The following is a 20209-nucleotide window of genomic DNA, read 5'->3' as shown; positions in this document are numbered from 1 at the left end:
GGTATCCGCTATGCGCGTATTGATGATCGCCTGGGAATTTCCGTCGAGTGAAGCAATAGCCGCGCGCCAGGGCCGCATCTCTGCCCTGTCCGCGGCGCTGGTCGCGGCGGGCCACGACGTCACCGTGGTCAGCCGGCACCGGCCCGGTTCTCCCGCCAACGAGACGTTCGGCGGGGTGCGGGTCGTGCGCGCCTCCGCCCTGCCTCCCTCCGACGACTCCGACCTCAGTCACACAATGGCGGTGAACCGCCTGCTGGCCGAGGCCGCGATCCGCACCGCGCCGGCCACCGGCTACGAGGTGATCCACGCCCACGACTGGCTGGTCACCCACGCCGCGGTGACCCTCAAGGAGCACTTCGGCATCCCGTTCGTGGCCACCCTCCAGACCACCGAGGCGGGGCGCCACCAGGGGTACCTCCCGGGCGAGACCAGCCGCTCGGTGCACTCCGTCGAGTGGTGGCTGGGCTCCGAGGCCTGCCGGGTGATCGTGCCGACCGAGTACCTGCGCTGGGAGGTCCAGCACCTCTTCGACGTCCCGGCCGAGCGGGTCGACGTCGTGCCCAACGGCATCGACCCGGACATCTGGACCGCCGAGCCCCGCGCCGTGCTCTCGGCCCGCCTGCGCTTCGCCGGCGAGGGCCCCCTGATCGTCTACGCCGGCCGGCTCATCGCCGAGAAGGGCGTCCAGGACCTGCTGGCCGCCATGCCCGCCATCCGCGAGCGCCACCCCGGCACCCGCGCGGTCGTGGTCGGCGACGGCGACTACCGCGGCACCCTCATCGAGGAGTCCCGGCGGCTCAAGCTGCACCGCGCGGTCTCCTTCCCGGGCACGCTCGACCAGCCCACGCTGGCCGCGGTGCTGGCCGCCGCCGACGCCTTCGTGATGCCCAGTCGCTACGAGCCCACCGGCACCGTGGCCCTGGAGGCCGCCGCCTCGGGCGCCGCGCTCGTCGTGGCCTCCACCGGCGGCCTGGCCTCGATCGTGGAGCACGGCGTGACCGGCATCCGGTTCCCGGTCGGCGAGCCCGACGGCCTCGTGGACGCGGTCGACGCGCTCCTGCAGGACCCGATGCTCGCGCAGACGCTGGCCAGGCGGGCCCGCGAGATGGTCCGCGAACGGCACTCGTGGCACGCCATCGCCGCCCGCACCGCCGCGATCTACGGCGCCGCGGTCGACGAGGCCCCGGCCTTCGAGGCCCGGCGCGAGGCCGCGGTGGTCGACAGCGGCCTGCCGGTCGTCGACGTCCCGCCGGGCAACCTGCTGTCCGACCCGCCGCAGGTCCCGGTCGGCGAGCGCCCGTCCAGCATGGTCAGGGCCGCGTCCTCGGCGGAGGCGGCGTGGCAGGCGGGCGTCGACGCGGCCCGCGCGGCGATGGCCGCCGAGGCGCCGCAGTGGAACACCCCGGTGACCGACCGCTTCGACGTGGTGATGGCCGCGGTCGAGCGCCGCTGAAGTCTTTGGATGAGCGACTACTGGCTCGGCGCGTGGGCGTCGAGCCAGTCCTGTGTGATGGGCGGCTACCGGTTCGGTTTGATGGGCGGCTACTGGCTCGGGGCGTGGGCGTCGAGCCAGTCCTGTAGCGGGCGGCAGCCGCGCAGGAACTGCTCGACGTGGGTGCGCGCCTTCGCGGTGCCCAGCCAGGGCTTCAGCGGGAACTGGTGCCACGCGATCAGGCCCTTGTGGCGCAGCAGGCGGGCGCGCGGGTGCTCCTTGTCGAAGCCGCGCGGGACCGACTTGAGCTGCTCGCGGGACGTCACCGACCAGCCGCGGGCCTCCAGGTCGGCGACGATGCCGGCCAGCTGCCCGCCGGAGACGTCGTCGGCCACGGCCTGGCGGTAGCGGGCCAGGCGGGGCGGGTCCATCATGTACGCCCCGGCGCCCGCGGCCAGGCCGCCGGCGGTCAGCTGGACGTAGCCACCCTGCTCGAAGGAGGCAGCGCAGGACGTCTTGTAGGGGGACTTGTCGGTGCTGAAGCGGACGTCGCGGTACGGCCGGAAGATCTTGGCCGGGCCGAACTCGGGCTCGAGCTCGGCCAGCAGCTCCGTCATCGGGCCGCGCACCTGCTCCTCATAGGTCGCCTTGTGCGCGGTCCAGAACGTCTTCGAGTTGTCCGCCTCCAGGCCGTCGTAGAACTCGAGGGCCTCGACCGGCCAGCCGCTGAACGCCACGAATAGGAAGCTTACGACTCCACCACGAGGCTTCGGTTGCTGCGCAGGAAGTCAGTCACCTCTTCCGGTGCCGTGTCGGGGCTGCCGGCGTCGAAGGGGGGCCGGGGGTCGTACTCGATGGCGAGCTGGATCGTCTGCGCGATCCGCTCTCCGGCTATCCGCGCGGCCAGGGTGAGGGCCAGGTCGATGCCCGCGGAGACGCCGGCGGCCGTGCCGTACTTGCCGTCGATGACCACCCGGCCGGGGGCCGGCTCGGCGCCGAAGTCCCCGAGGCGGTCCTTGACCAGCCAGTGGGTGGTGGCCCTCCGGCGCTCGAGCAGTCCGGCGGCGGCCAGGATCAGGGAGCCGGTGCAGACCGAGGTCGTCCACGTCGTGGTCCTGTCGATCTCGCGCAGCCACTCGTGGAGCCTGGTGTCCTGCGTCTGGGCCCGCACGTCGGGGCCGCCGGGGACGACGACGAGGTCGGTGCGCGAGATCTCGGCGAAGTCCGCCGTGGCCGGAAGGTTCAGCAGGCCGGTGTCCGTCGGGATCGGGCCGGGCGCGGCGGCGGCGAAGGTGATCTCGGCACCGGGCAGCCGGGACAGCACCTCGTAGGGGCCCACGATGTCGAGGGCGGTCATCCTGCGGTACAGGACCATGGTGATCTGCATTCAGAAACGCTCCCGATAGTCGGCCGGGGCGATACCCAGCTCGCGGACGAACGCGCGGCGCATGGCCTCCGGGGTTCCGTAGCCACATTCGCGGGCGACCTCTTCGATGTTGGTGGGGCCTTCTTCGAGCAGCCGCCTGGCGGCCTCGAGCCGGACCTGGTCGACGTAGCGGCCCGGTGGGGTGCCGACCTCGGCGGCGAAGGCGCGGCTGAACTGGCGGGCCGACAGGTTGGCCCGCCTGGCCAGCGCCTCGACGGACAGGTCGGCGGCGGGGTGCTCGGCGGCGTACCGCTGGATCTCCCGCAGCGGGTCCCGCGCCGCCACCTGGGCCTGGAGCTGGGCGCTGAACTGACGCTGGCCGCCCGGGCGGCGCAGGAACATGACCAGGTGGCGGGCGATGGTGAGGGCCACGTCGCGGCCGCAGTCCTCTTCGACCAGGGCGAGGGCCAGGTCGATGCCGGCCGTGACGCCGGCCGAGGTGGCGACGTTGCCGTCGCGGACGTAGATGGGGTCGGGCTCGACGGTGACGGCGGGGTAGCGGTGGGCTAGGTTCCGGCAGTGGTTCCAGTGGGTGGTGGCGCGGCGGCCGTCCAGGAGGCCGGCCTCGGCGAGCAGGAACGCGCCCGTGCACACCGACATGAGCCGCTCGGCCTTGGGGCCGTGCGTTCGCAGCCAGCCGACCAGGCGGTGGTCGGTGGTCTTGGTGCCGGCTCCGCCGGGGACGATGACGAGGTCTTCAGTATCCGATTTTTCGGATAATTCGACGTCTGGGGCGATTCGCAGGCCGCTGGATGTGCGGATCGGGCGGCCTTCGATGCTGCCGGTCCGGACGTCGTATCGGCCGGCGCCGGTGAAGACCTCGAGGGGGCCCGTGATGTCGAGGCTCTGCGCCCCGTCGAAGACCACGATCAGCACCCGTTTCATGGGTTTGATCGTGGCGGGCCCGGTGGGGTGTCAGCAACGACGTGCTTCCCACCTTTTCGGCCATGCCGCTGTTTTTGTCGTACCCCTGTTCTAAGTTAACGGCATGGGTCTCTTCGCTCGGTGGTGGCGGCGCCGGTGTTCAGCCGGTCCGGCTTCAGCTGGCCCGGCTTCAGCTGGCCCGGCTTCAGCTGGCCCGGCTTCAGCTGGCCCGGCTTCAGCTGGCCCGGCTTCAGCTGGCCCGGCTTCAGCTGGCCCGGCTTCAGCTGGCCCGGCTTCAGCCGGCCCGGCGGCGCGCGCGGCGCATGGCCAGCTCGTCGCCGCCGGCGAAGGCGTCGTCCGAGCCGCTGGTGCCGGTGGCCGGCGGTGCGGGCACTTCCTCGCCCGTGGTCGCCGCCTCGGCGGGCAGGTGCGACAGCGTGCCCTCGATCTCCTTGAAGGCCCCGGAGATCGCAATGCCGAAGACGCCCTGGCCGCCCTGCAGCAGGTCGACGACCTCCTCGGGGGACCGGCACTCGTAGACGGTGGTCCCGTCGGAGATGAGCGTGATCCCGGCCAGGTCCCCGACCCCGCGCGACCGCAGGGTGTCGATCGCCTTGCGGATGTTCTGCAACGAGACCCCGGCGTCGAGCAGCCGCTTGACGACCTTGAGCACGACGATGTCGCGGAAGGAGTAGAGCCGCTGGCTACCCGACCCGGTGGCGTCCCGGACGGACGGCACGACGAGCCCGGTGCGGGCCCAGTAGTCGAGCTGCCGGTAGCTGATCCCGGCGGCGTGGCAGGCGGTAGGCCCGCGGTATCCGACGTCGTCCGCCCCGGCGAGCGCGGCGCTGAGGAACGTCCCCGCGCTCGGCGCACCGGCGTGCGGGTCGGTCGCGTGCTTCGCATCGGCGGAGTCGCCCGCGCCCCACCCCGCGCCGCCATCGGCGACCGCGGCGTCCGGGTACGCGCCACGGTTCGAGGACATCACCTGGGCGTGCTCAGGGGTATGACCGGGCTTCCCGGGATCGGGCGGCTGTTGCATTGCGACCCACCTCCAGCGTCAACACCAGCAACCCTATAGCGCACCTTGAGGGTCGGCGTGGAGGTAACGCCGCGACACGCCGCGCGTCAGTGCGCGAATGCTGCGCGCGCCGATCCGCGGCGGAAGTTCACCGTCGCCGGCGACGCCTGACGGTGCGGATGACCTACACCCTGACGCTACCCGGACCTGCGCCCGGACGTGCGCATTCGTGCCACGGCCACCGTGTGAACCCGCCCCGCCCAAGCGGGTGATCCCTCCGCAACCCCGCCGTCACCCACCCTGTGCGCCCCCGCGCCCCGGCGGTGCGTCCCGGCGCCGCTGCGTCCCTGCGTTCCCGAGGGTCCTGCGTTCCCGAGGGTCCTGCGTCCCTGCGGCCTGGGGAGTGCGCGTTGCTACGTCCCGGGGGCGGTGCTGCGTCCCGGGGGCGCTGCGTGCTCCTGCTAGTCGGTGAGCTCGCGGCGGCTGTGGCCCCTGGGGTCCCTGTGTCTCGCGGAGCGCGTTGCGTCCGAGCGCCGTCCATCCACACCTGCAGCTCGCGCTGTGCCCGCCGCCCACTTCCGGCGCGCGTCGTGCCTGCGGGCCGATCGTGTCGCGCCCGAATCCTCCAGATGGCCATTCGGCGCACCCTGGGATCGCGTTGCGCCCCGAATCCCTCGAAAGGGTGACCACGCGGCACACGGCCATACGGCCATCTGGGGTTGGGGAGTTCCCTCAGCGTCGGCGAGTCGTGGCCGTCAGGGCCGACCGCCGGGCCCGTGGTGTGGGTCCGGCGGGGGAGCCGGGGTTGGTCAGCCGGCGAAGTCCTCCGGGCGAACCTGCTCCAGGAACTCGCGGAACTTCTCGACCTCGTCCTCCTGCTCGTCCGGGATGACGATGGCAGCCTCGGTCAGGACCTGGTCGGCGCAGCGGATGGGGGCGCCCACGCGCAGAGCCAGGGCGATCGAGTCGCTCGGGCGGGCCGAGACTCGGACGTTGTCGCCGATGACCAGTTCGGCGTAGAAGATGTTGTCGCGCATCTCCACGATCTCCACGGCGTGCAGGGGGGCCTTGAGGGCCGCCAGCATGTCGCGCATCAGGTCGTGGGTCAGGGGTCGGGCCGGCTTGACGCCCTGCTGCTCGTAGGCGATCGCGGTGGCCTCTACCGCGCCGATCCAGATCGGCAGGTAGCGGTCGCCGTCGACCTCCTTGAGCAACACGATGGGCTGATTGGTTGGCAGCTCCACGCGAACACCGACCACATTCAGCTCTCGCACTGCCGCCTCCGTGTCGACTTGCCTCTCCCTGCACGTTACACGGACTCCCATGGAGTCGTGCCACTCGCGACGCCGCTGTCGTGTGGGCAGTGGCGAAGATCGCCCGGAAAAAGGGCGGCGAAAAGCCCGAGCGGGCGGCTATTTACCCAGGATCTCCCGCAGGCCGGCGCGGACGAGGGCGGCGTGGACGCGCTGGGTCAGGGCGGCCAGCTCGTGGACCGTGTCGGCGGCCCGGGCGCGTCCGGCGGGGCCGGGCTGCCTGGTCAGCGGGGTGACGAGCTGGCTGAAGAGGCCGATGTCCCGGTCGGCGGAGGCCCGGTACGCGCGCAGGTGCCTCGGCTCGACGCCGAACTCGGCCAGGCGGGCGGCGGCGGTGGCGACCTCCAGCGCGTCGGCGTCGTAGCCGGCCCCGGGGCGGGGCTTGAGCAGGCCGTGGTCCTCCAGCGCCGCCAGGGCCTTCTCCGTGAGCCCCGTCTTGTTCAACAACTCGTCGCGGGTGAGGCGGACCTCGGACGGGGCTTCCTGCGGTACGACGTCGGAAACCTCGGTCAGCGGCTCACGCATGGTGGCCAGGTGCTCGCGGATGACGCGCAGCGGCAGGTACTGGTCGCGCTGTGCGGTCAGGACGTACCGCAGGCGGGCGACGTCGGTCCAGGTGTACTTCCGGTAGCCGGCCGGGGTGCGGCGCGGCTCGACCAGCCCTTCGGTCTCCAGGAAGCGCAGCTTGGAGATGGTGACATCGGGGAACTCGCCGCGCAGGTGCGCGAGCACCTCGCCAATGCTCATGAGACGCTCGCCCCGGGTGAGCTCGTCACCCGGGGTGGCAGAATTCCAGGCGGCCGCCGACGCCGTCATGGCCTCAGCTCTCGTCGGGGCGCGGTCCTGCCACGAAGACGAGGCGGAACTTGCCGATCTGGACCTCGTCGCCGTTGCTCAGGGTAGCCGCCTCGACACGCTCGCGGTTGACGTACGTGCCGTTGAGGCTGCCGACATCGCGGACGGTGAACGTGCCGCCCTCCCGGTGGAACTCGGCATGGCGGCGGGAGACCGTCACGTCGTCCAGGAAGATGTCGCTGTCGGGGTGCCGTCCGCTCGTGGTCACGTCGTGGTCGAGCAGGAACCTGGCGCCGGCGTTCGGGCCGCGGCGCACCGCGAGCAGGGCCGTGCCCGGCGGCAGGGAACCCGACATGCGCGTGGGCACCATGTCGGTGTTGTCCGGCCCCTCGATGGCATCCTCAATGGCGCCGAGGTTCAGCGTGGACGTGACGTCGAGTGGGGGAAACTCGTCGTCTGGGCGCGTCATCGAACCACCTCACGGTCGTGTGTCGGTGTCGCCCGGATGCGTCGGAGTGCCCGGCGCGCATACGGTTGACTGAGGGAGCCTAGTCACGCGCGAAATATCGGGTCAACCGGACGCGCGGCAAGGGAACGGGCAGATATGCGAATCGCTCAGCCGGCGGTCAGTTCGCCGTAGGCTTTCGCGTCGAGCAGGGCATCGACCGCGGCCGGATCGGCGGCCTTGAGTTCGACCAGCCAGCCCTCGCCGTACGGGTCCGAGTTGATCAGCTCGGGCGCGCCCTCGAGGGCCGGGTTGACCGCGACCACCTCGCCGGCGACCGGCGCGTAGATCTCCGAGACGCTCTTGGTCGACTCGACCTCGCCGAGCGCGTCGCCGGCCTGGAAGGTGGCGCCCGCCTCCGGCAGCTGCACGAAGACGATGTCGCCCAGGGAGTCCTGCGCGAAGTGCGTGATGCCGACCCGGAAGCTGTCCGCCCCGGATGGGGCCAGCCACTCGTGTTCGGCGGTGTACCGCAGATCCTCGGGAATCACGTCGCGTCCTTCTGGGTCTCAGCTGGGCTTGGCGTACTGCAACGCACTGGCAGTGTGCAACGCGGTGACGTGCACGGGATCCGCTTCGCGCACGGAAACCGTACCGCCGTGCTGGCGAACGCTGTCCACGACCCCTCCCGGGATGTTCAGCGCCGTTCGCATGGTGTCCGGTCCTCCGATGACCGTGATCGTATACGGCGCGGCGAGCGTCGTCCCGTCGACCACGAGCCGGCCCCCTTCGGGGGCGTCCACGAAGTACGTCGAGGCGACGATCCGCACCGCCGGGCCGCCGGCCCCCGAGATCTGCATCGCCTCGGCCCCGGCCCCACGCAGCTCCTCGATGGCGTCGAGGACCGTTTCGGACTTTATCGGGTCGCCGCCCGGCATGAGGTCGATCCGCAGGCCCGGCCCCTCGGCCTGGAGCGTGCCGGCGAGAATGCCCAGCTCGTCGGCGCGCTTGCGGGCGTCGGCGAGCGCCGCGTCGCGACCCTGCGCGCCCGAGTCGAGCTGCCGCTGGGTGTCCTCCAGGTCGCTGATCTCGCCGCGCAGCCGCTCCTGCTGGGCGTCGAGGTCCGAGAGGATCCGCACGAGGTCCTCGGGGCGGGCCGAGGACAGCTCGGCGTCGGACCCACCCGCCTTGAACTGCACCGCCACCGCGAAGCCCAGCAGCCCGACGAGCAGCGCGATGACCAGGTTGGCCGGCTTCCTCATCGCGGTCACGCCCGGAACAGGTGCCGTCGGATCGCCGCCACGTTGCCGAAGATCCGCACGCCGAGCACGACGACGACGCCTGTGGACAGCTGGCCGCCGACGCCGAGCTTGTCGCCGAGGTACACGATCAGGGCCGCCACCAGGACGTTGGACACGAACGACACGACGAACTGCTTGTCGTCGAAGATGCCGTCGAGCTTGGCCCGGACCCCGCCGAAGACCGCGTCCAGCGCCGCGACGACGGCGATCGGCAGGTACGGCTGCAGCCCGAGCGGCACCGTCGGCTCGAGGAAGATGCCGGCTGCAGCCCCGATGACCAGGGCGATCACGGCAATCATCGCGTGGGACCTCCAGAGGGAGTCGGCGAGGGAGTTCTCGCATACTTCAGCGGCGGCTCGGCGGCGGCGGCGAGGGTCAGGTTCGTGCGCTTCCTCACGCTGAACTGCATGCGGTACTCCTCGACGTACCTCTTGAAGCGCTTGGCGGTCGAGGAGCCGTTGAACCTGTCATTGATGTCGGGCGGCCCGATCGCGGTGACCTCGTAGGGGCTGGTCACCGGCTTGAAGTCGACGAGGATCACGCCACCCGCGGCCCGGATCGTGCTGGTCGCGGTGAGCCGCTGGCCGTTGACCGCGACCGCCTCGGCGCCCTCCTGCCACAGCCCGTTGGCGACGTCCTGCAGGTCGCGGTCCAGCACCAGGCCCAGGTTCTCGTCCTGGGTCTTGCCGGTCACCGGGTCGACCTGCGGCGGGGCGTCGACCAGCCGGACCGAGACCCCGTCGCCGGTGACCTTGGCGGTGCCGGTGCCGGCCGCCAGGTTGCGCAGCCGGGTCGCGCTGTCGCCGTCGGCGAGCGCCTCGTCGCGGGCCTGGTCGACCTGGGCCCGCAGATCGGCCGCGCGCCGCTGCAGGTCGTCGGAGGTGCGCTGGCGGGAGCGCACGTCGGCCACGAGGTCGTCGCGGGCCTTCGTGGTGCTCGGGGCGGCCGCCACCACCTGGTGGTAGGCGACGGCGAGCAGGAAGCCGATGGCGAGCATCGCGACGGCGGTGAGCCATCTGCCGTACTTCGGCGGCGGCGAGTCCCCGCGGCGCGCCGCGGCGGCCGCGTAGCCGGGATCGAGCGGATTGCGGAACAGCTCGCCCAGCAGGTCGTCGCGGCGCGGGGCGCTCACGGCGCGCCGGCCGCCGCGGCCCGTCCTGCGCGCACGTGCACGGCCGCCTGGATGAAGTAGAAGACCGCGGCGACCCAGTACAGCACGATGCCCCACCAGAGCAGCGCCCAGCCGCTCGGGTGCGCCCACGGCCGGGCCGAGTCGCTCAGGTGCGCGAGCAGCATCATCGGGAAGCCCATGAGCAGGATCGCGGTGGCGGTCTTGCCGACGTAGTGCACCGGCGGCGGGCCGTGGCCGAGGATCCGCAGCACGACCAGGCACAGCACCATGACGGCCTCGCGGGCCAGCAACGCGATCGTGAACCACCAGGGCACGACGTCCTTGAACGTCAGCGCGAAGAGGGTGGCCAGGATGTACAGCCGGTCGGCGAGCGGGTCGAGCAGCTCGCCCAGCCGGCTGACCTGCTTGAGCCGCCGCGCGGCGAACCCGTCCACCCAGTCGCTGAGCCCGCCGATCGCGAGCACGGCGACCGCCCAGCCGGTGGCGTCGGTGGCGAGGAAGAGGTACAGGAACAATGGCACGCCGAGCAGGCGCATGAAGCTGATGAGATTCGGGACGGTGAGCACCGGCCCGAGACCCTGCCGGTCTGCCACGCGGGGAATGCTAACAGCCCGCACGGGTGACGAGGTGGAGGCGCAGCGGCCCGAGACGGTAGCGTCCGGCGCCATGAGGCGGACGCTTGCGGTTTTGGCCGTTTTGGTACTGCAAGGGTGCTCCCATTCCGCCGCGAAGCCCCCGGCCACGCCGCCTTCGGCGGAGTCGTCGGCGCTCCCGGCGGCCGACGGCGGGCTGGCCGCGGCCCCGGCGGGCTCGGCCTCGCCCACCGCCGCCGACCCGTGCACGATCTTCCCGGCCGACAACGTCTGGCACGCGGACATCTCCAAGCTGCCCGTGCACCGCGACTCGGCGGCCTGGGTGGCCGGCATCGGCGCCGCCGCCCACGCCCACCCGGACTTCGGCGCCGGCCTCATCGACGGGGCGCCCTTCGGCATCCCGGTCACCGCCGTCCCGGCCGGCCAGGCCAAGGTGAAGGTCACGTTCGGCTACGCGGGGGAGAGTGACCCCGGGCCGTACCCGATCCCGAAGAACGCCCGCATCGAGGGCGGCCCCAACGCCGGCGGCGACCGCCACGTGATCATCCAGGACTCCGCGGCCTGCAAGGCGTACGAGCTGTTCGACGCCCACCCCAACGCGGACGGCTCCTGGAAGGCCGGCTCGGGCGCGGTGTACGACCTGCGCGGCAACGCGCTGCGCAAGGCCGGCTGGACCTCCGCCGACGCCGCCGGCCTGCCCATCCTGCCCGGTCTGGCCCGCGCCGACGAGGCCGCGGCGGGCAGGATTGACCACGCGATCCGCTTCACCGCCCCGAAGACCCGCAAGTCGTACGTCTGGCCGGCCCGCCACGCCGCGTCCGACTCGACGGATGCCTCCTTGCCGCCGATGGGCGCGCGGTTCCGGCTGAAGTCCTCGGTGGACATCTCGAAGTTCCCGCCGCAGGCCCGGGCGGTCGCACAGGCCCTGAAGACCTACGGCGCCATCCTGGCGGACAACGGCTCGCCCTGGTACTTCTCCGGGACCCAGGACGACAAGTGGAGCAACGACCAGCTGAACTCGCTGAAGTCGTTGAAGGGTTCCGACTTCGAGGCGGTCGACTCCTCCCTGCTCATGATCGACCCGAACTCGGCCCGCTGCCGCCCGTGACCCGTTCATGAAGCAGGGCGATCGTGAAGTCGGCGCCCTGCGGGTGGTACCCGTGGTCCAGGACCCACCTCGGCGTGACCGCGGCGGCGAAGCGGGCCAGCGTCGACGGGTCGGCGTAGAGCTCGTCGGCGGCCTTGGCGTGTTCGGAGCGCTCGGCGCTGAGGAAGTTGGCGGCGACGGCCCGGGAAGAAATGTCGTACGCCTGTTCTAAAATCTGGAGGTAGTAGAGGGGGTCGGACGGGTCCTCGAACTGGAAGATGCCGCTGGCGAAGACGTAGTCGTAGGTGCCCTCGGGGGCTCGGCCCTCCGGGAGCAGCGAGACGTCGGGGGCGCCGCGGGAGCTGGCCAGCTCGACCATTCGGGGGTCCAGGTCGACGCCGGTGTACTGCAGGGGGAGGTTCGTATCGCGCAGGAAGAAGTAGAGGTCGGCGGGGCCGCAGCCCCAGTCCAGGACGGAGCCGCCCCGGTAGCCGGAGGTGCGCAGCAGGGCCTCGAAGCGGACGCGCTGGAGGTCGGCGCTGCCCCAGCCGGCGATCCGCCAGGCGCGGCCGGCTCCGCCTGAGTCGGCGGTCGGCGGGACCGTCGCTTCGGGCGGGGCGGCGGCCTCGTCCGGTGGGGCGGTGGCTTCGTCCGGCGGGGCAGTGGCTTCGTCCGGTGGGGCGGTGGCTTCGTCCAGTGGGGCGGCGGCGAACAGGGCGGTGTGGAAGGCGGCGATGGCCTCGTAGCGGGAGGGGTGGTCGGCGGTCATACGGCGGCCTCCGTCCAGGCTCGGGCGAGGATCTCGTCGACGGTCTCGCGGGGGGACTGGGTCGACGTGTCCAACCAGAGGCCGATCCGCGGGGTTTCGGTGCGCAGGGAAGTGTCCAAGGCGTTCACGGTCCAGGTCGAGTAGGCGGTCTTCCCGCGCGCCGCCTCCCGGGCTGCGACCGCGGACGGGGAGGGGGCGAGGACCACGGTCAGAAGGGGGCGGTTGCGGATCGAGGCGATGGTTTCGGGCAGATACGGGCCGAGGATGACGTCCTGGGCGACCACCGTGAAGCCGGACTCGAAGTAGGCGTCGGCCGTCTGGGCGGTCAGGCGGTGCCGGAGCCGGAGCTGGGCGACGGCCTCGTCCGACGGCGGCGGGGTCATGTCGGCGCGGCCGTTCACCACCATGCGTCGGAACGCGTCGCCGCGGAGGTGGACGGACCTGGGCAGGCGCTCCGCCAGGGCCTGGGCGACCGTCGACTTGCCGGCCGCCTGGATGCCAGTGATGAGGACGATCGCGGGGACTTCGCCGAGCATGGTCAGCCTCCGTGACGGGTGCGGGCCCGGGTGGCGGGCATGGTCACCCTGGTGCCGGGTCTGGCTACCCGGTCGCAGGGCGTTACCCGGCTGCCGGGCGCGGCTATCCGGCGGCTGGGCACAGCTGGCCGGGTGCCGGGTGTGGCTAGGCGGGTGCTGGGCACGGTTATCGGCCCAGCCGGGTGCGGATCAGCAGGGCGTTCAGGGCTTCCGTTGCCGAGGGGGCCGGGGGGAGCTTCGAGGCGTCCCGGGCGGCCTCCAGGGTGGCGGTCAGCCGCTCCACGTCGGCGGACAAGGTGCCGGCGGGCACCAGGTCCGGGGTCAGGCGGTCGTGCTCGCCGGACTTCTTGGCCTCGATCAGGGCGGGGACGTACGGGAGGGTGTTGAGCACGCGCAGGTCGGCCTCCACCTCGCCGGTGCGCATCAGGTGGATGCCGGTGTGCAGGACCCGGAGCGTGTAGAGGGCTGGCTTCAGCTCACCCGTCTGCTGGTACAGCTGCCACTGGCCGGCGGCGAAGCCCAGGTAGTGGCGGGCGTGCTCCGGGGTCAGGCAGGCGGGGGCTAGGGACTTCAGCTCCTCGTGCAGGGCAGAGGTGCGCACCACCAGGGGAGACAGGAGCTGCTCCAGGACGTAGCCGTTGGGCTTGAGCAGCAGGCGCACGAACTTGGCCAGCTCCTGGCTGACGACGTCGAGTTCCATGCCCTCGCGCACGCCGCCGGACTGGACCGTCTCCGGGCCCACGGTCAGGCCCACGACCTCGTCCAGCGGGAGGATGTGGCACGCGCGCAGGTCCAGGTCGGAGTCGACGGAGGCGAAGCCGTACAGGTGGGCGCCGCTCACCGTGGCGAACACCAGCGGGTAGGGGTGGGGGTCGGCGACCTCGCCCGCCCAGGCCGGGATGTCCGCCCGGAGCGGGGGCGGTGCCGGCGTGGGGGCCGGCGCGTGCGTTGCGGGCGTGGGGGCCGGCGCGTGCGTTGCGGGCGTGGGGGCCGGCGCGTGCGTTGCGGGCGACGACGAGCGGAGGTCCATCAGGAAGCGCTCGACGGCGCCGCGGTCGGGCTCGTCCGGGAGCCGGGTCTCGGACTCGGCGCGCTCCAGGTCGGCCGACAGCGACGCGGCCAGGGACTGGAACTCGTCCCACGACAGGTCGCCCCGGCGGATGGCGAGGAGCTCGTCGCGGTGGGTGGAGACGTCGACCAGGACCTCGCCGGTGCGCAGGACGTGGGCGCCGGCGCGCAGCAGGCGGGCCATGTGCATCGCCTGCTTCCAGCGGATCTCGCCGGTCTTGGCGCGGGTCGAGGTGAGCTTGGCCAGCTGGTCGCGGGCGTAGTCGCCGTAGGTGCGGGCGGCGCGGCGGGACAGGAACGCGGGACGCAGGTCCAGCAGGGCCCGGCCGGCGTCGGTCAGGCGCTCGACCAGCGGCGAGGAGAGGCACTCCCAGACGGTGGGGTTGGCGGCCAGGGCGAGCGTGCAGGCCCGCTCGACCTCCCACGAGAACTCCTCCGGCCGCGGGCCCTCGACGTGCGTCGGGGGCTTGTCCAGGCGCCAGAACTCCGGCGTGGGCGCCTGGAAGACGCCGCGGCGGTCCGTGTCGGACGCCGGGCCGGCCAGGCCGTAGGCGCGAGAGCCGACGATCGCTGTGTAAATGGTGTGTGACGCCACGATGGTCAAGTCCTGCACAGGAGGTAGGGTAGGCAAGCCGGCAATACCCGCGCGGGAGAGATCGCCATCGGCAATACGGCGACGCCGAAGGGGCAAATCCTCCCCGGAACCTCTCAGGCAGAAGGACCGCGACGGGTTGGCACCTCTGGAGTCTGCGACAGAGGGGGAGGAGCGCACATACGCCCCTGTCCCCGGACATCCAGAGAGTGTGGCTATGACCAGTTTCGCCGCGCGGCACATCGGCCCTTCCGCCGACGAGCAGGCCCGCATGCTCAAGACCGTCGGGTACGAGTCGGTCGAGGACCTGATGACCGCCGCCATCCCCGGCTCGATCCGCTGGCACGAGGCGCTCGAGCTGCCGCCCGCCGCTTCGGAGGCCGAGGTGCTGGCCGAGCTGCGCGGGCTGGCCGCGGCGAACCGGACGCTGGTGTCGATGATCGGCCTCGGGTACTACGGCACGCACACGCCGCCGGTGATCCTGCGCAACGTGCTCGAGGACCCGTCGTGGTACACCGCGTACACGCCGTACCAGCCGGAGATCTCCCAGGGCCGGCTCGAGGCGCTGCTGAACTTCCAGACCGTCGTGGCCGACCTGACCGGGCTGCCGGTCGCCGGGGCGTCGCTGCTGGACGAGGCCACCGCGGCGGCCGAGGCGATGACGCTCGCCCGGCGCTCCTCGAAGGTCAAGTCCGAGGTGTACGTCGTGGACGCCGACGTGCTGCCGCAGACCCTCGCCGTGATCCAGACCCGGGCAGAGCCGCTCGGCATCGAGGTGCGCGTGCTCGACCTGGCCGTGGAGGAGCTGCCGGAGGCGTTCTTCGGGCTGCACCTGCAGTACCCGGGGGCCTCGGGCGCGGTCCGCGACCACGAGGCGCTGGTCGCGCAGGCCCACGAGCGGGGCGCGATCGTCACCGTGGCGGCCGACCTGCTGGCGCTGTGCGTGCTGCGCGAGCCCGGCGCGATCGGGGCCGACGTCGCCGTCGGCAGCGCCCAGCGCTTCGGCGTGCCGATGGGCTTCGGCGGGCCGCACGCCGGGTACATCTCGGTCCGCCAGGGCCTCGAGCGCACCCTGCCCGGGCGGCTCGTCGGCGTGTCCAAGGACGCCGGCGGCGCGCCCGCCTACCGGCTCGCGCTGCAGACCCGCGAGCAGCACATCCGGCGGGAGAAGGCGACCAGCAACATCTGCACCGCGCAGGTGCTGCTCGCCGTGACCGCGAGCATGTACGCGGTCTACCACGGGCCGGACGGGCTGCGCGCGATCGCCGCCCGCACCCACGACATGGCCGTCCGGCTCGCCGCCGGCCTGCGCGCGGGCGGGGTCGGCACCGAGCACCAGGCGTTCTTCGACACCGTGACCGCGGTCGTGCCGGGGCAGGCCGGGCAGGTCGTCGAGGCGGCGGCCGAGCGCGGGGTGAACCTGCGCCGCATCGACGCCGACCGGGTCGGCATCGCCTGCGACGAGACCACCACCTACAGCCACCTGCGCGACGTGCTGGCCGCGTTCGGGCTGGCCCACGTCGACGTGACCGCGCTGGACACGACCGGCGGGGTGCCGGCCGAGCTGCGGCGGGCGTCGGAGTACCTGACCCACCCGGTGTTCTCGAGCCACCGGTCGGAGACGGCGATGCTGCGGTACCTCCGCAAGCTCTCCGACAAGGACTACGCGCTCGACCGGGGCATGATCCCGCTCGGCTCCTGCACGATGAAGCTCAACGCCACCACCGAGATGGAGCCGATCACCTGGCCCGAGTTCGCGAACATGCACCCGTTCGCGCCGGCGTCGCAGACCTCGGGGTACCTCCGCCTGATCGGCGACCTCGAGCGCTGGCTGGCCGAGGTGACCGGCTACGACGCCGTCAGCCTGCAGCCCAACGCGGGATCGCAGGGCGAGCTGGCCGGGCTGCTGGCCATCCGGGCGTACCACCTGGCCCGCGGCGACGCGGTCCGGGACATGTGCCTCATCCCGTCGAGCGCGCACGGCACCAACGCGGCCAGCGCCGTCATGGCCGGCATGCGGGTCGCGGTGGTGGCCTGCGACGAGCTCGGCAACGTCGACCTGGCCGACCTGGACAAGAAGATCGAGCAGCACCGCGAGCGGCTGGCGGCGATCATGGTGACGTACCCGTCGACGCACGGCGTCTACGAGACCGCCATCGCCGACCTGTGCGCGAAGGTGCACGAGGCCGGCGGGCAGGTGTACGTCGACGGCGCCAACCTCAACGCGCTGCTCGGCTACGCCAAGCCCGGCAAGTTCGGCGCCGACGTGTCACACCTGAACCTGCACAAGACCTTCTGCATCCCGCACGGCGGCGGCGGGCCCGGCGTGGGGCCGGTGGCGGTGCGCGCGCACCTGGCGAAGTACCTGCCCTCGCACCCGTTCCTGGACGCCGAGGCGCCCGTCGGCCCGGTGTCGGCGGCCCCGTTCGGCTCGGCCGGCATCCTGCCGATCCCGTGGGCGTACCTGCGGCTCATGGGCCCCGACGGGCTGAGCAAGGCGACGGCGACGGCGGTGCTGGCGGCCAACTACGTCGCGGCCCGGCTGCGCGAGCACTACCCGGTGCTCTACAGCGGCGCCGAGCACCTGGTCGCGCACGAGTGCATCCTCGACCTGCGCGGGATCACCAAGGCCAGCGGCGTGACGGTGGCGGATGTGGCCAAGCGGCTGATCGACTACGGCTTCCACGCCCCGACGATGTCGTTCCCGGTGGCCGGCACGCTCATGGTGGAGCCGACCGAGAGCGAGGACCTGGGCGAGCTGGACCGCTTCTGCGACGCGATGATCGCGATCAAGGGGGAGATCGACCGGGTGGCGGCGGGCGAGTGGCCCGCCGGCGACAACCCGCTCGCGAACGCGCCGCACACCGCGGCCGTCGTGTCGGCCGACGAGTGGGAGCACGCCTACCCACGGTCGGTGGCGGCGTACCCGAGCGCGGCCGCCCGCGAGGCGAAGTACTGGCCGCCGGTGCGCAGGATCGACGACAGCTACGGCGACCGGAACCTCGTCTGCGCGTGCCCGCCGGCCTCTGCGTACGAAGAGTGACGGCGGGGTAGCTACAGAACGTTACGGCTAGGCCGCGCCAACCAGGCTGTGCGGGGCCGGACCGCGATGCGGCGCAATCACGCTGCAATCGGGCAGAAGCTCACCGGTGTCCTCAAAGACGATCACACCGTTGCACAGCAGGCTCCACCCTTGCTCGGGGTGGCTCGCCGAGATCCGCGCGGCCTCGTGGTCGACGTCGTCGGCGCTGGGACAGGGGGGCTGGTGCTGGCAGAGCATCGGGGGTCTCCGATTTGAGAGGTTCAGTTGAGGCCTGTGTGGTTCTTCACATGACCAGTGATGCACGCTACTACGGCCAACGACACTATTCCGAACATGTGACGACACAACTTGGGGATAATCCACCCTTCGTATGAGCACACTAGGGCCGGTTGTCGGGTACGAGCCCGGGACTGTGGATCTTCACTCTCCCGGGTTACCCGCCGCGTGCCGGGGGCGAATTTGGGAGCGCTCCCGGCTCGAATGGTACGCCCGCGGCGGTGGAGACCCACTTCAATTACTTTCCGATTTCGCGGCGTCGCACGGCGTACCCCTGGAGGACATTTCGGGGTCACCCAGTGTTATTGGTTCGTCGACGTGTGGCATCGCAGTTCTGCTTTCCCCACCCTCCGTGATCCCCTCGCCGGCCCCTGCCGTCCCCGACCTCGTGGCCATCGCGTTCGAACATGCCCCGGGACACCGCCCCTCGCGCATCCCCGGCCCCGGGTTCACTGTCGGAAACTGGACACCGAGCTGGAGGCCGTCCGAGCACGCCGCGGCGGTCGAGGAGGTGCGCTCGGCGATCTCCCGCGGCGACGTGTACGTCGTGAACCTCGTCGGTCACACCAGCGCACCGTTCGCCGGCGACCCGGCGCCCGCCCTCGCCCGCGTGGCCGCCCTGCCCGGCGCCCGCTACGGCGGCGTCCTGCGCGGCGAGGCCTGGTGGCTGGCCACCGCCTCCCCGGAGACCCTCGTGGAAGTTTCCGGCGGCCGGGCCGTCACCCGCCCGATCAAGGGCACCCGCCCCGCCACCGCGGCCGGCCGCGCCGACCTGCTCGGCTCGGCCAAGGAGCGGGCCGAGCACGTGATGATCGTCGACCTGGAGCGCAACGACCTCGCCCGGGTCGCCGCCGTCGGCTCGGTGCAGGTCGAGGAGCTCTTCGCCATCCGCCGCTGGTCCGGCCTGTGGCAGGCCGAGTCCACGGTGAGCGCCCGCCTCGCGCCCGGCGTCGGCCTGGCCGACCTGCTCCGCGCCGTCTGGCCGGGCGGCTCGGTCACCGGCGCCCCGAAGCTCGCCGCCATCGACATCGTCGCCCGGCTGGAGCCGGTGGGCCGCGGGCCGAGCATGGGCGCCTGCGGCTGGATCGGCCACGACCGCGACGGCCGCCTGACGATCGACCTGGGCCTGACGATCCGTACGGCGGCCATTGCCGACGGCCGCGTCCACCTCTGGGCCGGGGGCGGCATCGTGTGGGACAGCGACCCTGTGGCGGAGGTCGCCGAGGCCGCCGCCAAGACCGCCCCGATCAAGGCCGCCCTGCGCGGCTAGCTTCCTTCGCGGTGCTGCCTTGCGGTTGGTGCCCGGCCGTCGGCCTTGCGGTCCGCGACGGGGGCCAAGGCGCCGCCGGTCCTCGGCGCGTCGGTGCCCGCCCCGCACCCAGAATTGCGCGGGGCGGCGTGACGAACTCCTCCTGTGTCCGCGCGGCCGATGCGATGCGCCCGATTCGGGCAGGTTCGGCGAAATGCATCAGCTCGTGCGCGCCGCGGCGGAGAACCTGTGTCCGCGCGGCCGATGCGATGCGCCCGATTCGGGCAGGTTCGGTGAAATGCATCAGCTCGTGCGCGCCGCGGCGGAGAACCTGTGTCCGCGCGGCCGATGCGATGCGCCCGATTCGGGCAGGTTCGGTGAAATGCATCGGCTCGTACGCGCCGCGGCGGAGAATAGGCACACGTAGGGGGATTTGCGCGAAAAATCCCGATGCCTGGCGGCATCAGGATTTTTCGGATATTTACCCGGCCGGGGTATAAGTCCGATAAGTCGTGGCGCGCCAGCGCCCGACTTATCGTTTTTGAGCCCATTCAGTGGTAATCGCGGCGCAGCATGATCTGAAAGGCGTGCTTCGAGGGCTCCGGCTCCTCGTCGAACGAGGCGAAGAGCGTGCACGACAGCGGCGCGTCCGGCGTCGTGATGCGGTGCGCGGTCACGTGCGGCGAGTCCCAGTGCACGCGGGGCAGGTTCTGGCTCGGCCCGAAGCAGGCGTCCAGGTCCGCCCGGGTCAGGGCCGGCTCGGCGAAGCGGATCTCGACCGAGGCCAGGCCGGCGCGATCGTTCATGTTGAGCCGCAGCCAGGCGGTGCCGGGCGGGCTGGGCTGGACGAACAGCCGGCCGAAGTCGTCCTGGGTCGGGGCCGGCAGGCCGAGCAGGGCGGCGACCTCGGCCGCGTGCTCGGTGGTGACCCCGCAGACGCGGCGGGCCCAGGTGAACAGCAGGTCCGTGGTCACCGGGCGGGCGATCAGGTCGAGCAGGTGCTGCGGGACGGGCGGGCGGAGCCAGGCGCCCGGCCAGTCGTCGAGGTCGGCGAGCTCGGCGCCGTCGGCGATCAAGGTGTACAGCGGCTCGGCCGGGAAGTCGTTGACCCGCACGGTGAGCTTCCGGCCGTCGACCTCGGCCTGGTACGGGAACTCGCCGTCGCCCGAGTGCTCCCACGCGATCGGCAAGTCGGTCAGGGCGGTCAGATCGGTCATGACGGTCCTCAAAACGGCAAAGCAGACCCCGACAGCGTAGGCGGTGTCTG

General features: G+C 72.1%; 21 protein-coding genes, 1 pseudogene and 1 riboswitch. Of the genes and pseudogenes, 4 read left to right on the top strand and 18 right to left on the bottom strand.

From position 1 onward, the window contains the following. Positions 1–10 precede the first annotated feature (10 nt). Positions 11–1453, top strand: a complete 1443-nt coding sequence (locus ABD352_RS14695; protein WP_344612890.1) for a glycosyltransferase family 4 protein — start codon at positions 11–13, stop codon at positions 1451–1453. An 89-nt stretch (positions 1454–1542) separates the two neighbouring features. Here ABD352_RS14695 and ABD352_RS14690 read toward each other — a convergent pair whose 3' ends face one another. From ABD352_RS14690 to clsA, 12 genes are all read right to left on the bottom strand, one after another. After that, on the bottom strand, positions 1543–2169 hold the full coding sequence (locus ABD352_RS14690; RefSeq protein ID WP_344612889.1) for a DUF2461 domain-containing protein: 627 nt from the start codon (positions 2167–2169) through the stop codon (positions 1543–1545). Between the two features lie 11 nt (positions 2170–2180). After that, positions 2181–2819, bottom strand: coding sequence for a DJ-1/PfpI family protein (locus ABD352_RS14685; RefSeq protein WP_344612888.1), 639 nt, complete (start codon positions 2817–2819; stop codon positions 2181–2183). Next, positions 2820–3743 (bottom strand): GlxA family transcriptional regulator, encoded by a 924-nt coding sequence (locus tag ABD352_RS14680; RefSeq protein ID WP_344612887.1) that lies wholly within the window; start codon positions 3741–3743, stop codon positions 2820–2822. It lies immediately after the preceding gene. Positions 3744–4017: 274 nt separating this feature from the next. Beyond that, positions 4018–4707, bottom strand: coding sequence for a MerR family transcriptional regulator (locus tag ABD352_RS14675; protein WP_344612886.1), 690 nt, complete (start codon positions 4705–4707; stop codon positions 4018–4020). Positions 4708–5552: 845 nt separating this feature from the next. Beyond that, complete coding sequence (locus ABD352_RS14670) at positions 5553–6017, bottom strand: bifunctional nuclease family protein (RefSeq protein WP_223093836.1); 465 nt, start codon at positions 6015–6017, stop codon at positions 5553–5555. Positions 6018–6155: 138 nt separating this feature from the next. Beyond that, positions 6156–6803, bottom strand: a complete 648-nt coding sequence (gene ftsR / locus ABD352_RS14665; RefSeq protein ID WP_425553544.1) for a transcriptional regulator FtsR — start codon at positions 6801–6803, stop codon at positions 6156–6158. Between the two features lie 73 nt (positions 6804–6876). Then, positions 6877–7320 carry an oxoglutarate dehydrogenase inhibitor Odhl gene (odhI, locus tag ABD352_RS14660; RefSeq protein WP_344612884.1) on the bottom strand — a complete coding sequence of 148 codons (444 nt, stop codon included), beginning with the start codon at positions 7318–7320 and terminating at the stop codon, positions 6877–6879. A gap of 146 nt (positions 7321–7466) precedes the next feature. After that, complete coding sequence (gene gcvH / locus ABD352_RS14655) at positions 7467–7847, bottom strand: glycine cleavage system protein GcvH (protein ID WP_344612883.1); 381 nt, start codon at positions 7845–7847, stop codon at positions 7467–7469. An 18-nt stretch (positions 7848–7865) separates the two neighbouring features. After that, on the bottom strand, positions 7866–8558 hold the full coding sequence (locus ABD352_RS14650; RefSeq protein ID WP_344612922.1) for a DUF881 domain-containing protein: 693 nt from the start codon (positions 8556–8558) through the stop codon (positions 7866–7868). A gap of 5 nt (positions 8559–8563) precedes the next feature. After that, complete coding sequence (locus tag ABD352_RS14645; RefSeq protein ID WP_344612882.1) at positions 8564–8896, bottom strand: small basic family protein; 333 nt, start codon at positions 8894–8896, stop codon at positions 8564–8566. Next, entirely contained in the window at positions 8893–9729 is an 837-nt protein-coding gene (locus tag ABD352_RS14640; protein ID WP_344612881.1) for a DUF881 domain-containing protein, read from the bottom strand. Before ABD352_RS14640 ends, ABD352_RS14645 begins: the two co-directional genes overlap by 4 nt. Then, positions 9726–10331 carry a cardiolipin synthase ClsA gene (clsA, locus tag ABD352_RS14635; protein WP_425553547.1) on the bottom strand — a complete coding sequence of 202 codons (606 nt, stop codon included), beginning with the start codon at positions 10329–10331 and terminating at the stop codon, positions 9726–9728. The genes ABD352_RS14640 and clsA overlap by 4 nt, the downstream gene beginning before the upstream one ends. 64 nt (positions 10332–10395) lie before the next feature. Here clsA and ABD352_RS14630 point away from each other — a divergent pair, with 64 nt between their 5' ends. After that, positions 10396–11430, top strand: coding sequence for a YdgH/BhsA/McbA family protein (locus tag ABD352_RS14630; protein ID WP_344612879.1), 1035 nt, complete (start codon positions 10396–10398; stop codon positions 11428–11430). Here ABD352_RS14630 and ABD352_RS14625 read toward each other — a convergent pair. From ABD352_RS14625 to ABD352_RS14610, 4 genes and pseudogenes are all read right to left on the bottom strand, one after another. Next, positions 11393–12178, bottom strand: coding sequence for a class I SAM-dependent methyltransferase (locus tag ABD352_RS14625; RefSeq protein ID WP_344612878.1), 786 nt, complete (start codon positions 12176–12178; stop codon positions 11393–11395). The two genes, ABD352_RS14630 and ABD352_RS14625, sit on opposite strands and share 38 nt — an antisense overlap. Beyond that, the gene (locus ABD352_RS14620; RefSeq protein ID WP_344612877.1) at positions 12175–12714 is read right to left on the bottom strand and encodes an AAA family ATPase; all 540 of its coding nucleotides are present in this window, start codon (positions 12712–12714) and stop codon (positions 12175–12177) included. The genes ABD352_RS14625 and ABD352_RS14620 overlap by 4 nt, the downstream gene beginning before the upstream one ends. A 166-nt stretch (positions 12715–12880) precedes the next feature. Continuing rightward, on the bottom strand, positions 12881–13615 hold the full coding sequence (locus ABD352_RS14615) for a nucleotidyltransferase domain-containing protein (protein ID WP_344612921.1): 735 nt from the start codon (positions 13613–13615) through the stop codon (positions 12881–12883). Between the two features lie 108 nt (positions 13616–13723). Then, positions 13724–14386: pseudogene (locus ABD352_RS14610) on the bottom strand (nucleotidyltransferase domain-containing protein); the annotation flags it as partial. A gap of 33 nt (positions 14387–14419) precedes the next feature. After that, positions 14420–14516: riboswitch (glycine riboswitch) on the top strand. A gap of 75 nt (positions 14517–14591) precedes the next feature. Between ABD352_RS14610 and gcvP the strand changes: the two are divergent. Next, positions 14592–17417: an aminomethyl-transferring glycine dehydrogenase gene (gene gcvP, locus ABD352_RS14605; RefSeq protein ID WP_425553542.1), complete on the top strand. Its 2826-nt coding sequence runs from the start codon at positions 14592–14594 to the stop codon at positions 17415–17417. A 27-nt stretch (positions 17418–17444) separates the two neighbouring features. Here the strand turns inward: gcvP and ABD352_RS14600 are convergent, their stop codons facing one another. Then, positions 17445–17654, bottom strand: coding sequence for a DUF5999 family protein (locus ABD352_RS14600; RefSeq protein ID WP_344612875.1), 210 nt, complete (start codon positions 17652–17654; stop codon positions 17445–17447). Between the two features lie 133 nt (positions 17655–17787). Between ABD352_RS14600 and ABD352_RS14595 the strand changes: the two genes are divergently transcribed. Next, on the top strand, positions 17788–18963 hold the full coding sequence (locus ABD352_RS14595; protein ID WP_344612874.1) for a chorismate-binding protein: 1176 nt from the start codon (positions 17788–17790) through the stop codon (positions 18961–18963). Between the two features lie 530 nt (positions 18964–19493). On the opposite strand, the gene ABD352_RS14590 is transcribed toward ABD352_RS14595, so the two are convergent. Further along, positions 19494–20159, bottom strand: coding sequence for a hypothetical protein (locus tag ABD352_RS14590; RefSeq protein ID WP_344612873.1), 666 nt, complete (start codon positions 20157–20159; stop codon positions 19494–19496). Positions 20160–20209: the final 50 nt, after the last annotated feature.

It is taken from the genome of Dactylosporangium salmoneum (assembly GCF_039532525.1).
GTDB classification, from domain to species: domain Bacteria; phylum Actinomycetota; class Actinomycetes; order Mycobacteriales; family Micromonosporaceae; genus Dactylosporangium; species Dactylosporangium salmoneum.
The sequence above is the reverse complement of the archived record's forward strand: the minus strand, read 5'-3'. Positions and strand labels throughout refer to the sequence as shown.